General features: G+C 27.9%; 13 protein-coding genes. 5 read left to right on the forward strand and 8 right to left on the reverse strand.

The genetic code is table 11. The features are described 5' to 3' along the window. Positions 1–2: 2 nt before the first annotated feature. Complete coding sequence (tyrS, locus tag AC5YGA_RS04310) at positions 3–1,232, forward strand: tyrosine--tRNA ligase (RefSeq protein WP_415307899.1); 1,230 nt, start codon at positions 3–5, stop codon at positions 1,230–1,232. Here tyrS and AC5YGA_RS04315 read toward each other — a convergent pair. From AC5YGA_RS04315 to AC5YGA_RS04330, 4 genes are all read right to left on the reverse strand, one after another. Next, positions 1,229–3,430, reverse strand: coding sequence for a hypothetical protein (locus AC5YGA_RS04315; RefSeq protein ID WP_415307900.1), 2,202 nt, complete (start codon positions 3,428–3,430; stop codon positions 1,229–1,231). The genes tyrS and AC5YGA_RS04315 overlap by 4 nt on opposite strands. Continuing rightward, positions 3,427–4,522, reverse strand: a protein-coding gene (gene prfB / locus AC5YGA_RS04320; RefSeq protein WP_415307901.1) for a peptide chain release factor 2 whose coding sequence is annotated in 2 segments (ribosomal slippage) — positions 3,427–4,476 and positions 4,478–4,522 — 1,095 coding nt in all. Because the reading frame shifts where the segments join, the coding sequence is not laid out codon by codon here. The genes AC5YGA_RS04315 and prfB overlap by 4 nt, the downstream gene beginning before the upstream one ends. After that, a complete protein-coding gene (locus AC5YGA_RS04325) occupies positions 4,522–5,895 on the reverse strand; it encodes a penicillin-binding transpeptidase domain-containing protein (RefSeq protein WP_496169970.1) in 1,374 nt (457 codons plus the stop codon). Before AC5YGA_RS04325 ends, prfB begins: the two co-directional genes overlap by 1 nt. Further along, complete coding sequence (locus tag AC5YGA_RS04330; RefSeq protein WP_496169971.1) at positions 5,841–6,854, reverse strand: transglycosylase domain-containing protein; 1,014 nt, start codon at positions 6,852–6,854, stop codon at positions 5,841–5,843. The genes AC5YGA_RS04325 and AC5YGA_RS04330 overlap by 55 nt, the downstream gene beginning before the upstream one ends. 101 nt (positions 6,855–6,955) lie before the next feature. Between AC5YGA_RS04330 and AC5YGA_RS04335 the strand changes: the two genes are divergently transcribed. Next, positions 6,956–8,803, forward strand: a complete 1,848-nt coding sequence (locus tag AC5YGA_RS04335; protein ID WP_496169972.1) for an Rne/Rng family ribonuclease — start codon at positions 6,956–6,958, stop codon at positions 8,801–8,803. On the opposite strand, the gene AC5YGA_RS04340 is transcribed toward AC5YGA_RS04335, so the two are convergent. Beyond that, positions 8,800–9,573 (reverse strand): thiazole synthase, encoded by a 774-nt coding sequence (locus tag AC5YGA_RS04340; protein WP_415307904.1) that lies wholly within the window; start codon positions 9,571–9,573, stop codon positions 8,800–8,802. The two genes, AC5YGA_RS04335 and AC5YGA_RS04340, sit on opposite strands and share 4 nt — an antisense overlap. Positions 9,574–9,575: 2 nt before the next feature. Further along, positions 9,576–9,794: a sulfur carrier protein ThiS gene (gene thiS / locus AC5YGA_RS04345; RefSeq protein WP_415307905.1), complete on the reverse strand. Its 219-nt coding sequence runs from the start codon at positions 9,792–9,794 to the stop codon at positions 9,576–9,578. 16 nt (positions 9,795–9,810) lie between these two features. Between thiS and aroQ the strand changes: the two genes are divergently transcribed. The 3 genes from aroQ to accC are packed head-to-tail and all read left to right on the forward strand — an operon-like array spanning position 9,811 to position 12,010. Next, the gene (aroQ, locus tag AC5YGA_RS04350) at positions 9,811–10,251 is read left to right on the forward strand and encodes a type II 3-dehydroquinate dehydratase (protein WP_415307906.1); all 441 of its coding nucleotides are present in this window, start codon (positions 9,811–9,813) and stop codon (positions 10,249–10,251) included. Continuing rightward, positions 10,248–10,673, forward strand: a complete 426-nt coding sequence (locus AC5YGA_RS04355) for an acetyl-CoA carboxylase biotin carboxyl carrier protein (RefSeq protein ID WP_415307907.1) — start codon at positions 10,248–10,250, stop codon at positions 10,671–10,673. Before aroQ ends, AC5YGA_RS04355 begins: the two co-directional genes overlap by 4 nt. Further along, positions 10,673–12,010, forward strand: coding sequence for an acetyl-CoA carboxylase biotin carboxylase subunit (gene accC / locus AC5YGA_RS04360; RefSeq protein ID WP_415307908.1), 1,338 nt, complete (start codon positions 10,673–10,675; stop codon positions 12,008–12,010). The genes AC5YGA_RS04355 and accC overlap by 1 nt, the downstream gene beginning before the upstream one ends. On the opposite strand, the gene AC5YGA_RS04365 is transcribed toward accC, so the two are convergent. Both AC5YGA_RS04365 and AC5YGA_RS04370 read right to left on the reverse strand, forming a co-directional pair. Beyond that, the gene (locus AC5YGA_RS04365) at positions 12,007–12,414 is read right to left on the reverse strand and encodes a DUF2155 domain-containing protein (RefSeq protein WP_415307909.1); all 408 of its coding nucleotides are present in this window, start codon (positions 12,412–12,414) and stop codon (positions 12,007–12,009) included. The genes accC and AC5YGA_RS04365 overlap by 4 nt on opposite strands. Continuing rightward, on the reverse strand, positions 12,374–12,733 hold the full coding sequence (locus tag AC5YGA_RS04370; RefSeq protein ID WP_415307910.1) for an NADH-ubiquinone oxidoreductase subunit NDUFA12 family protein: 360 nt from the start codon (positions 12,731–12,733) through the stop codon (positions 12,374–12,376). The genes AC5YGA_RS04365 and AC5YGA_RS04370 overlap by 41 nt, the downstream gene beginning before the upstream one ends. Between the last annotated feature and the right edge of the window lie 31 nt (positions 12,734–12,764).

A 12,764-nucleotide genomic window follows, 5' to 3' on the forward strand; every position in this document is an offset into this window, starting at 1 on the left:
TTATGAATAAATTTTTAACAGAATTTAAAGAAAGAGGTTTCTTCTACCAGTGCACAGGAGAAGAAAATTTATCCAAGTTGATGGATAAACAAAAAATTAATGCGTATATCGGATTTGATTGTACGGCAGAAAGCCTTCATGTTGGCAGTCTTCTACAAATTATGTGTTTAAGATTACTACAAAAACATGGTCATCGTCCAATTGTGTTGCTAGGTGGTGGAACAACTAGAATTGGAGATCCATCGGGAAAAGACAGAACTAGAACAATTTTATCTGAGGATGAAATCGAAAAAAATATTAACAATATTGAGAAAATACTAAAAACATTTTTAGATGACACGGACTCAAAAACTAAGCCAATATTTGTAAACAATTTTACTTGGCTAAAAAGTTTAAATTATATTTCTTTTTTAAGGGACATTGGGAAGCATTTTACAATTAATAAAATGTTAAGCTTTGATAGTGTAAAAACTAGATTGGAAAGAGAACAGTCATTAAGTTATATGGAATTTAATTATATGATTCTTCAAGCTTATGATTTTTTAGAATTAAATAAAAAAGAAAATTGTGTTTTGCAAATAGGTGGATCTGATCAATGGGGTAATATTGTAAATGGCGTAGACTTAATAAAACGACATTCAAACAAACAGGCTTATGGTTTAACAACACCACTTATAACTTTAGCATCTGGTGCCAAAATGGGCAAAACAGAATCGGGTGCTGTTTGGTTGGATGAAAAATTTCTTTCCTCTTATGATTATTGGCAATTTTGGAGAAATATAGATGACCGAGATGTTTTAAAATTTCTTAAAATTTTTACAGATTTAAATGTTGATGAAATTGAAAAAATTAAAAATAATAATATTAATGAATTAAAAATTTTGTTGGCAAATAAAGCAACTGAAATGTTGCATGGTGAACAAAATGCAAAAAATAGTGAAGAAACTGCTAAACAAACTTTCACTGACAATTCTGTGGGAGATAATCTACCTTCTATCTCAATAAATGAAAAAGAACTTAAAGCTAAAATAAATATTATTGATTTAATAATTTTATCTAAATTAGAAAATTCAAAAAGTGAGATAAGAAGATTAATTAAAGGAAATGGAGTTAAAATTAACAATCAAATTATTGGTAATGAAAAATTAATAGTTACTAAAGATTTATTTATAGATGATTTGATTAAACTTTCTTTGGGTAAAAAAAGACACATTAAAGTTAAATTAAATTAGTTCTTTTTAATCTTTTCTAAAGTTCTAGTTATAAACCTTGGGGTTAAAGTTTTGATCGGGTTTACAGAAGTTTTTAAGTCTTTTGGCCGACCTTTAATCTTGAAACTAACACCAAAAATACCCTCACCAGTCTTATCACCAATTAAAATTTTTCCTAACAAGGGTATGGATGCTATAGATCTGTTTATTGTTGTGGCTGGTACTAATGTACCTCTTAAGCTTACTAATTTTTTACTTTCAATATATCCATTCATTAAAATAGAAACAGCAGGACCGATTGCATACATTTCTTCGATTGTTGTAAGACCTTTTTTGTTTGAAAAATTCATTTCAAAATCAGTAAATCTTAAACCTTCACCAGTTAATAAGTCAGCCATTCCCTGCAAAGAAGCTAGACTCAAAAGCTTAGCAAAGATAGGTACTTCTTTAACTTTAAAGTTATCAATAACAAGAACTGAATTAGAGACTCCTTTTTTTTTAATGGAATAAAAATCTAAATTTCCTTCTTCAAATCCTTTAATAAAATCATATCTTTTAACTAAAGGTTTTGGGTAAGCTGTAAATAACTTAGTTACAGTTTCTGAGTTATTATTAGTTTTTATAGAAAAATTAATTTTTTTTTCATTTGGAAAAGTAGACTCTAATTTTAAATCATATATTTTATTATTAATAAAATTTATATTTCCATAAAGATTATTTATATAATTTACCTCATCAATATAAGTTTTTTTAATTTTAATATTAATCTTTGTATTTAGAGCCTTGAAGATAGATGGGCTTTCATCATCACTATCCATAATAGTATTGATTATTTTTGAAGCATCAAAACTATCTCCCTTAATTATAAAGTTTGAATTAACTTTTTTTAATTTAAATTTATTTAAAATCTTTTTATTATTTTCATAATCAATATCAAAATTTTCAATATTTATAATTTCAAAATCTTTATTTAAATCTAAATTTTTAATTAAAATTTCATTATTATTCTCTTTTAGATTAATTAAACTAAAATTTAAATAATCATCTTTTTTATAGTTGCCTTTAACTAAAATTAAAGATTTTAAATTTTCTTTTTTTTCATAGTCCAAGAAATTTATTATTAATGAATTATTATTTAAATCTATTTTTGAATCAAATGAAATATTATCTTTATCTTTTATTACACGGTATGATATTTTATCAGTTTTATTATCTAGTACAATATTACCCTTACCCTTTATATCAAATTTATCTTTATTATAATTAATAGCAATATTATGCTCTTCTAATTTTATCTCTTCAATAAAGCTTGGCAAATATGTTTTTAAATTTGAGTTTTTTTTATTAAAAATTAGTTTCTCTAAATCGATAATGGATTCAACTTTAAGATTATCAAATTTAAATTTTTTATTAATATTAAAAGAAAATTTGCTCTTCGAACTAAATTCAATTTTTTTTATGTCTGTGCTGTAAGGTAAATTAGAAAAGATTAACTTAAGCTCTTCGATATCAAAGTTTTTTTTGTCATTTAAAAATTGACCATTAACAAAAAATGAATTTTTCTTTTGTTTAATCTCAATTAAGGGAGACGTTATATTGATATTATTAATTTTAGAGTTTATTTTTTTTAATGAGTAAATATTTTTATCTATATTAAAGTTAAAATTTAAATTTTGAAATTTAATCTGATTAAGAATATTTAGATTTGCCTTCCTAACTGAACCTTCAATTTTATAGTTTTTTTTAATTTTTCCTTTTTTATTAAAGTTAAAACTGACATCTGCAGTTACCAATCCATCTCTAATAATTGTGCTTAAGACAAAAAGTTCTGGAGAATTTTGCAACATTCTACCTAACTCAATTATGTCATTAAGTTTAATTTCTTTTGTTCTAAATTTAAGAGAATTAATTGAAAATTGATTATCAATTATAGATTTTAAATTTACACTCGTTTGAATATCTTTTATTTCAAAACTTCTTTTTTCTATTGATATTTGCGGATTTTTAGTTTTTATATCTATAGTAAAATTGTAAGGGTTTAATAAATACTTTACATCACCTATTATGGTTAGGTTAATTTTTTTATTTATCTTTAAAACATTATTGGTAATTTGATTGTTAAATTTATCTGTTTTTAAACCAAAAATGCTTAAAAAAAAAATTGCTAACACTAAAATTGCAAGTACTATTAATATAATTTTAGATATCTTCTTAATCATTTTATTTTATACAATGAACTTTCTAAAAAGTCGTCTATTTCTCCATCTAATATTTTATCAGGATTTGAACTTTCAAAACTAGTTCGATTATCTTTAACCATTCTATATGGATGAAGAACATAAGATCTTATTTGGTGTCCCCAACCTATTTCTGATTTTGAAGACTCTACTGTTTGACTTTCTTTCTCTCTTTTTTTCATTTCAAAATCATAAAGCCTTGCTCTAAGCATATTCATACACGTATCTTTGTTTTTATGTTGTGACCTTTCATTTTGACATTGAACAACTATTTTAGATGGTATGTGTGTAATTCTCACGGCACTATCAGTTGTATTAACATGTTGTCCACCTGCCCCACTAGATCTGTACGTATCAATCCTTAAATCTTTTTCTATAATCTCAATATCTATATTTTCATCTACTACTGGATAAATCCAAACACTAGCAAAACTTGTATGTCGCCTTGCTCCAGAATCAAATGGAGAAATTCGCACCAATCTATGAATACCTGACTCTGCTTTTAACCATCCAAAAACGTAATCTCCTTCTATTTTTATTGTTGATGATTTTATGCCTGCTTCATCACCTTTGTGTTCACTTATTAACTGAGATTTAAAACCTTTAATAATAGACCATTTTAAATACATTCTTCTTAACATTTCAGCCCAGTCTTGACTTTCAGTGCCACCAGCTCCAGCATGAATTTCTATGTAACTATCAAAACTGTCAGTTTCATTTGATAAAAAGCATTTTGTTTCATTTTTTTTAGCTAATTTTTTTAAATCTTTAATATTCTCTAAAACATCAGAAATGATTATTTGATTTTTTTCTTCTAAAGCTAATTCATTTAGCTCATGAAGATCTATTAACGACTTTACAGAATTATCATATGAGTTTATTAAATCCTCATATAATTTTTTTTCTTTAATTACTTTCTGTGAATTTGATTTATCTTGCCAGAAACTACTCTCTAGCATTTTTTTATTATTTTCTTCTAATTTTGAATAAATATTATTTTTTTCAAAGATACTCCTTAACTCTTTGATTAATTTTTGTTATTTCAGATCTATGATTTAAATACTCATTTTCCATTAATAGAACCTTAATATATTATCATTTTTTAATCTATTATTAATATCTTTGTTTAAAACATTATTCATTTTAGTGTTTTTATAAGCTTCAATTATAGTAAATTTACTGTCTGATAAAGCTTTCTCACCACTTAATGGATCTATAACTTTCATTAAAATATTATCTGCCACTTTAAATGGCCTTGCGTCTTCTTTTTTTACTGCATTTTTTACAAAACTTTTAAATATTGGTAACGCAGTTTTTGCACCCGTTTCATACTTACCTAATGATTTAGGATTATCTGACCCAACATATACACCAATTGCAAGCTTTGAGGTAAAGCCAATAAACCAAGTGTCAGTATTGCCATTTGTTGTACCTGTTTTACCAGCTAAATCTAAATTAAGATCTTTTAATTTTTTTCCTGTTCCATTTTGAACGGTGCCTTCTAGTATTGAGGTCATCTGATAAGCTGTCTGGGGGGAAAATATTTGAAGAAATTCATCCTCTATTTCAGGATAATTTTCACTTAAAAAAGATATTTGATCGCAGTTTACACACTTTCTTTTTTCATTGTTAAAAATTGTATTCCCTTCACTATCTTGAATTCTATCAATCATAATTGGTTTTATTAATTTTCCACCATTAACAAATGAAGAATAGGCTGATGTAAGTTTTAACAGTGTTGTTTCAGCCGAACCCAAAGAAATTGATAAAAGCTCACTAGGGTTATCATAAATACCTAGCTGTTTTGAAAAATTAACTATTTTCTTTAAACCAAGATCTTGTGCAATTCTAACTGTCATTAGATTTCTAGATTTTTCCAATCCCATTCTTAATGTGGATGGCCCATAAAATTTTTTTCCATAATTTTCAGGTTTCCACATTTTTAAATCATATCCTTGCTCTAAAACTAATGGAGCATCTAAAATTAAAGTAGATGGTGTGTAACCATTTTCTAAAGCTAACGCGTAAATAAATGGTTTAAATGCTGAGCCCGGCTGCCTTAGTGCTTGAGTAGCTCTGTTAAACTCACTTTTTTTAAAGCTAAAACCTCCACTTAATGCCAAGACTCTACCTGTAAAAGGGTCCATTACAACTATACCTCCGTTTGCTAACGGTAATTGTCTTAGAGAAAATATATTATTATTTAAATTTTCTACATAAATTACATCTCCGACTTTTAAAATTTCATTAAATTCTTTTTTAATCCAAGATATGTTTTCATATTTAATAATACCATTAAGATTATTTTTGGTTTCAATTTCCACAGAAAATTTATCAACTTTTTTTATTATAGCTAAATTCCAATTAATTGACCCTTCTAATTCAAATTTTTCTAAATTACCTTTCCAGTTTGTTTTTTTTTTCCTCTTAGAAGAGGTCCACGCCATCCTTTTCTTTTATCATAATCAATCAAACCTTCTCTTAAAGATTTTATAGCAATTTTTTGTAAACCTAGATTTATTGGAGTGCTTATATTTAATCCCTGCTTGTAAACTCTATCAAAACCAAGTTGGTCTACAACATTTTTTCTTATATCCTCAACATAGTAACTGGTGTCTTCCGTGAAAGTTTTTTTTCTTTTTTTTAGTATAATTTTTTTATTAAGAAATTTTTCGTATTCAGTTTTATTTATGTATTTATTTTCAAATAAATTTTTTAAAACCAAATCTCTTCTAAATTTAGCTAATTCTATATTTTTATAAGGGCTATATCTACTTGGTGCCTTTGGTAGCGCCGCTAATAAAGCGGCTTCTTCATAATTGAGTTCACTAATAGATTTATCAAAATATTCTAAGCTTGCAGAAGCTACTCCATAAGCTCCTCCTCCAAGATAAATCTGATTTAAATACAGTTCTAATATTCTTTCTTTCGAAAGTGCTCTTTCTATTCTAAAAGCTAAAATTGCTTCTTTTATCTTTCTATTAAAGCTAACTTCATTAGTTAATAAAAAATTTTTTGCGACCTGCTGTGTTATAGTTGATGCGCCTTCCAACCTTCTTGATGATGCAATATTTGAGATATTATTAACTATTGCCCTTAACACTCCTTTTGCATCAACACCTGGATGTGAGTAAAAATTTTTATCCTCAGCTGATAAGAAAGATCTGATTACTTTTTGAGATATTGTATTGTAGGGAACAAAAATTCTTTTTTCAGTTGAAAAATCATTAACTAGTTCTCCATCACCCGAATAAACTTTGCTTGAAACTGGTGGCTTGTAACTTTTAAGAAATTTGTAATCTGGTAAATTATTAGAAAAAGCCCATAAAACAGCCAATACAGAAAATGCACTTAATAGACCAAAGCTTATAATTAGTATAAATATATTTTTAAGAATTCGGTACATTTTAGTATAATATACATGTGAATTTGTTAAAGTTAAGGCACTCTGAATTCAAACAAAATTTAAAATTATTTAAATAAAATGAAACAACTAATCAAAAATATATGGAAAAAAATTTATACATTGATGCTTCGCATCCTAATGAAACTAGAGTCGTGCTTAAATCTGGTGATAATATTGAAGACTACGAATACGAAGGTTTAAAAAATAACCTAATCAAGAATAATATATACCTCGGAAAAGTTAGTCGAGTAGAGCCTTCTCTTCAAGCTGCCTTTATTGATTTTGGAAGAGATAGACATGGTTTTTTATCATTTAATGATATTCAGTCAGACTACTATCAAATCCCTCAAAGTGATTTAGCTAAAATAAAAGAGGAAGAAGAAAGAGAGAGAGAAGAGCTTTTAAAAGAAGGTGAAAAAGAAGAGCAAAAAAATATTAATGAAGGTAACTTAGAAATTAATGATCCAGTTGAGATAAAGTCTGAACCTGAAATAGAATTAAGCTCATCTGATGAAACAACTATAGTAGACGAATTAACTGATGGTGAAAATATTAATCAAGAGGTACAGATTCCTGAAATAAAAAAACCAACATCAAGATTTAGATCTAAACGATACAAAATTCAAGAAGTTATAAAGCCTAATCAAGTAATCTTGATACAGGTATTAAAAGATGAGAGAGGACAAAAAGGAGCTGCATTAAGTACTTTTATTTCTATTGCTGGAAAATATATTGTTTTAATGCCCAATACACCGAAAGGTGGTGGAATATCGAGAAAAATTTTTAATCCTGGTGAGAGAAAAAAAATTAGAACAATCTTAAATGATATAAGTATACCAAAAGAAATGGGTCTTATAGTCAGAACTGCAGGGTCGAACAAAACAAAAAATGACATAGATCATGATCTTCAAACATTATTAACAACTTGGAATGGAATTAAAGAAACTGCTTTAAATTCTATAGCACCATCTTTAATTCATCAAGAAAGTGATATTATAAAAAGAACTTTAAGAGATATGTATGATGATGATACTAATAGCATAGTGATTGAGGGTAATGATGGTTATAAAAAAGCTCAAAGTTTCATGAAATTAATGATGCCATCTCATGTTAAAAAAATAAAGAAATATAGAGAAAAAGTTCCCTTATTTTTTAAAGAGAATATTGAAGAAAAGTTAAACCAAATTTATGACTCGGAAATTAAATTAAAATCTGGAGGATACTTAGTGATTAATCCAACAGAAGCATTAGTTTCAATTGATATAAATTCAGGAAGCTCAATAAAACAAAAAAATGTTGAAAGTACTGCTTTAGATACAAATCTTGAAGCGGCAGAAGAAATATCTAGACAGATTAAAATCAGAGATTTATCTGGTTTAATAATTATTGATTTTATTGACATGCTAAGCTTTGGAAATAGAAGATTGGTTGAACGAAAACTTAAAGAGAAATGTAGAACTGATAGAGCAAGAATTCAAATAGGAAGAATTAGTACTTTTGGATTGTTGGAGATGTCTAGACAAAGACTTCGAGAAAGTGCTGTAAAATGGAAAGTTACTCTTACGGATGAATCTTTTGCTATGAAAATTCTTAAATTAGTAGAGGTTAAAGCTGTTTTAACAAAAGCAAAGTTTGTAGAACTGAAGATCTGTGAAAAAATATCAGACTTCATGAAGGAAAACTTCATTGAAGACTTGAAATACTTTGAGGAAAAAAACTTGATCAAAATAGATATAATTGCAGATAACTCTCTTATTATTCCTGAATATATAATTGATCTCCAAAATAAAACTAAAAAAACAATAGAAACTGTAGAGCATCTAGAAAAACTAAAAAATCTAGAGGAACAGAAAAAGGAGGTTAAATCTTTTGAAAATACAAATAAAAAAAAGCCTTTTAAGAAAAAACCTTTTTTTAAAAAGAAATTTTTTAAAAAACCAGCTGCTTAAATAATTCCAATTGTTGGTGAAGATGCATTACCATATATAGATTTTTTTATACGTCCTGCTAAAAAAGATTGTCTTCCAGCAATAACAGCATTTTTAAAAGCTGCTGCCATTTGAAATGGTTTTTTAGCTTTTGCGATTGCTGTATTGGCCAAAACTCCATCACAACCAAGCTCCATTGCAATTGCTGCATCTGATGCTTGACCTAAACCAGCATCAATGATTACAGGAAGTTTTGTCTGATTTCTTATAATTTTAATATTTGTTGAGTTTTGAATTCCAAGACCAGAACCTATAGGTGCTGCTAGAGGCATAATTGCACAAGCCCCCACATTTTCTAATCTTTTTGCCATTAAAGGATCATCACTGCAATACACCATCACTTTAAATCCTTCTTTAGTTAAAACTTCAGTAGATTTTAAAGTTTCAATCATATCAGGAAATAGATTTTTTTTATCTCCTAAAACTTCAAGTTTTACTAATTTCCAACCACCAATTTCTCTAGCTAACCTCAGTGTTCTGAGGGCTTCTTCAGAGCTAAAACACCCAGCTGTATTTGGTAGGTAAGTAATTTTTTTTGGATCTATATAATCCATTAATAATGGTTTTTTTTTATCTGAAATATTAACTCTCCTTACAGCAACCGTTACTATTTCAGCACCAGATAACTTTATAGCTTTTGCACATTCTGACATACTTTTATATTTTCCAGTACCAACTATTAATCTAGAAGTAAATTTTTTCGTAGCAATTATTAATTTATCTTTATTCATTTCTATCCACCTCCAATAAAATGAACTATCTCTATTTTATCATTTTTTTTTAGTTTAATTTTATAAGTTTTATTTTTATCTATTATTTCTTGATTCAATTCAATTGCTACTTTTTTTAGAGGAATTTTAAGTTGTTTTAGAAAAATTGAGAGGCTTAAATTTTCATTTATTGACGAAAATTTACCGTTTATCTTAATTTTTATTTTTTTTATTTTTTTCATAATGTATAAGAATCTGATGAGTAATAATATTATAATTATTAATGGTCCTAATCTTAATCTATTAGGTGAAAGAGAACAATCACAATATGGATCAATAACTTTTGATAAATTGAAAACAAATTGTTTAAGTAAAGCTATAGAATTAAATATTAATTTAGAGTTTTTTCAGTCAAATATAGAAGGTGAAATAGTTACGACCATACAAGAAGCTAAGAGTAAGTTTGATGGCATAATTATTAATGCTGCTGGCTTTACCCACACATCTGTTGCTATCAGGGATGCCTTAGATGTTTATAAAAAACCAATCATTGAACTTCACATATCAAATATATATAAAAGAGAGGAATTTAGACATAAATCCTTAATCAGTGATATTGCTAATGGTGGAATTTTTGGTTTAGGTGATAACGGTTATATTTTAGCCATAATTGCAATGCAAAACATGCTACAGAAATGAAAATAGATAAAAAAATTATTAAGGAATTAACTGAATACTTAAATGAATTTAATTTAACTGAAATTGAATACACAGACAAAGATACAAAAATCAAAGTATCAAAATCAAACTTAACTAGCTCAAATCAAGCTGTAAGTGTTGCCTCACCTACCCCAATATCTAACCCAACCAAATCTAAAGATGCATCCGGAACTGAAGTTAAGTCTCCGATTATAGGTACGGCTTATCTTGCAGCAGAACCTGGAGCTAAGAAGTTTGCGGAAGTTGGTAAAAAAATTAAAAAAGGCGAAACAGTTATGATAGTTGAGGCTATGAAAACTATGAATCATGTTCCTTCTACAGTAGATGGAACTATAAAAGAAATTTGTGTAGAAGACGGCCAACCAGTTGAGTATGGTCAAACTATTATCATTGTTGAATAATGTTTAAAAAAATTCTAATTGCAAACCGTGGGGAAATTGCAGTTAGGGTTATTCGTGCATGTAAGGAATGGGGAATAGCCACTGTTGCTGTTCACTCAGATGTAGATAGAGATAGTATGCATGTAAGACTTGCTGATGAAAGTGTTTGTATTGGATCTCATCAACCATCAAATAGTTATTTAAATGTTCCAGCGTTAATGTCTGCTGTCGAACTTACAAAAGCAGAGGCAGTTCACCCTGGGTATGGTTTTTTATCTGAAAATGCAAATTTTGCACGAGTATTAGAAGAGAATAACATTAAGTTTATTGGCGCGTCTTCAAAGCTTATAGAAATGATGGGAGATAAAATTCAAGCAAAGAAAATTGCTAAAGAGCATGGCCTACCTGTTATTGAGGGTTCTGAGGGTGGTATAACAGATATAAAAGCAGCTAAAGAACTTTGTAAAAAAATAGGTTTTCCAGTTTTGATTAAAGCATCTGCTGGTGGTGGTGGAAAAGGAATGAAAATTGTTCGTAAAGAAGAAGAATTTGAAACATTATTCTCGACAGCAAAATCTGAAGCCCAAAAGTATTTTGGTAACGATGAGATATATATTGAGAAATTTTTCCAAAATCCAAGACACATTGAGGTTCAAGTATTATCTGGAAAAAATAGAACTGTTCATTTGCATGAAAGAGACTGTTCTGTTCAAAGAAGACATCAAAAGTTAATAGAAGAAACTCCAAGCCCAGTTTTAACAGATCAGATCAGAAAAGATCTTTTTGAAAGAACTGTAAACATGGTCAGTAAAATTGGTTATGAGGGAGCTGGAACTGTTGAATTTATTTATGAAAATGGAAAATTTTATTTTTTAGAAATGAATACTAGAATTCAAGTGGAGCATCCAGTTACAGAAATGGTTACTGGTATTGATATAATTAAAGAGCAAATTTGGATAGCATACAATGGAGAAACAGCTCTTAAACAAAGCGACATTAATCCAAGAGGACATGCTATTGAGTGCAGAATTAATGCAGAAGATGCTAGTAAAAATTTTCAACCATCTCCTGGAACTATAGGGATGTGTCATCAGCCATCAGGTTTTAGGACAAGAGTAGACGGGGCAATTTTTCAAGGTTACAAAGTTACACCGTACTATGACAGTTTGGTTTGCAAAGTGATTACACATGGAAGAAATAGAACAGAGGCTATTCAGAGAATGAATCGTTCTTTAGATGAGTTTGTGATTGAAGGAATTACAACAACAATACCTCTTCACAAAATTCTACTTAACCACAAAAAATTTTTAGACTCAGATTTCAATGTGGGTTGGTTAGATAACGAAAAAGTTATTTAATAACATTTGGTAAGCCACATATCATAAACAGGATGATCAAATGGGTTGATTGCTGGACTTGATGAAAAAGTCCAACCATTGAATATAAAAACTTCATTGTTGTCTTCGCTTGTTAGATCTTTCACTTGAATATAAGCTGTTATCTCAGGGTTATCATCAAACTCTGAATTTTTACATTTTAAGCTTTTAATTAATAGATTTTTAAATTTTTTTTGCTCCCCTATCTTTAATTTTAAAAGGTTAGTTTTAGAACTAACTTTATCTAAAATTTTGATTTCAATAAACTTACCACTTAAGTCTTCTTGAGCATTAACAGATGATGAAATATTTATTAAAAAAAAATTAAATAAAATTAATATAAAATTAATTTTTCCAACTTGTGTATTTCTTTTTAATTTGTTCATTATTTCTATTTGGGTGATAAGCATTTTCTGTGCCTGTTTGATTCGACAGATGGGGTTTTTGCCAACTATATTTTTTTAAATCATGATTATTTTCAATTCTATTATTAGTAAAGTGCATCCACGAATACCATTCACTTGGTATTTTTGAGGCATCAATCTCTCCACTATAAATTATCCATCTTTTTCCAGTTTTATTCTGATAATATTTATTACCGATTGAGTCTTTTCCAACTAACTTACCTGAAAAAATTGTTTTTAATTTTGTTCCCAGTGTTTCTTGATTCCACCAAATGAAAATTTTTTTTAAAAATGTCAACATGTAATTTTACCTATTCTTCAATCTTAAATTG

This window comes from Candidatus Pelagibacter sp. uisw_091 (assembly GCF_059512525.1).

What these genes read in the sequence shown, in the direction of transcription:
- tyrS (WP_415307899.1), top strand. Translation starts at nt 3, where the DNA reads ATGAATAAATTTTTAACAGAATTTAAAGAAAGAGGTTTCTTCTACCAG.
- AC5YGA_RS04315 (WP_415307900.1), bottom strand. Translation starts at nt 3,430, where the DNA reads ATGATTAAGAAGATATCTAAAATTATATTAATAGTACTTGCAATTTTA.
- AC5YGA_RS04325 (WP_496169970.1), bottom strand. Translation starts at nt 5,895, where the DNA reads ATGGCGTGGACCTCTTCTAAGAGGAAAAAAAAAACAAACTGGAAAGGT.
- AC5YGA_RS04330 (WP_496169971.1), bottom strand. Translation starts at nt 6,854, where the DNA reads ATGTACCGAATTCTTAAAAATATATTTATACTAATTATAAGCTTTGGT.
- AC5YGA_RS04335 (WP_496169972.1), top strand. Translation starts at nt 6,956, where the DNA reads ATGGAAAAAAATTTATACATTGATGCTTCGCATCCTAATGAAACTAGA.
- AC5YGA_RS04340 (WP_415307904.1), bottom strand. Translation starts at nt 9,573, where the DNA reads ATGAATAAAGATAAATTAATAATTGCTACGAAAAAATTTACTTCTAGA.
- thiS (WP_415307905.1), bottom strand. Translation starts at nt 9,794, where the DNA reads ATGAAAAAAATAAAAAAAATAAAAATTAAGATAAACGGTAAATTTTCG.
- aroQ (WP_415307906.1), top strand. Translation starts at nt 9,811, where the DNA reads ATGAGTAATAATATTATAATTATTAATGGTCCTAATCTTAATCTATTA.
- AC5YGA_RS04355 (WP_415307907.1), top strand. Translation starts at nt 10,248, where the DNA reads ATGAAAATAGATAAAAAAATTATTAAGGAATTAACTGAATACTTAAAT.
- accC (WP_415307908.1), top strand. Translation starts at nt 10,673, where the DNA reads ATGTTTAAAAAAATTCTAATTGCAAACCGTGGGGAAATTGCAGTTAGG.
- AC5YGA_RS04365 (WP_415307909.1), bottom strand. Translation starts at nt 12,414, where the DNA reads ATGAACAAATTAAAAAGAAATACACAAGTTGGAAAAATTAATTTTATA.
- AC5YGA_RS04370 (WP_415307910.1), bottom strand. Translation starts at nt 12,733, where the DNA reads ATGTTGACATTTTTAAAAAAAATTTTCATTTGGTGGAATCAAGAAACA.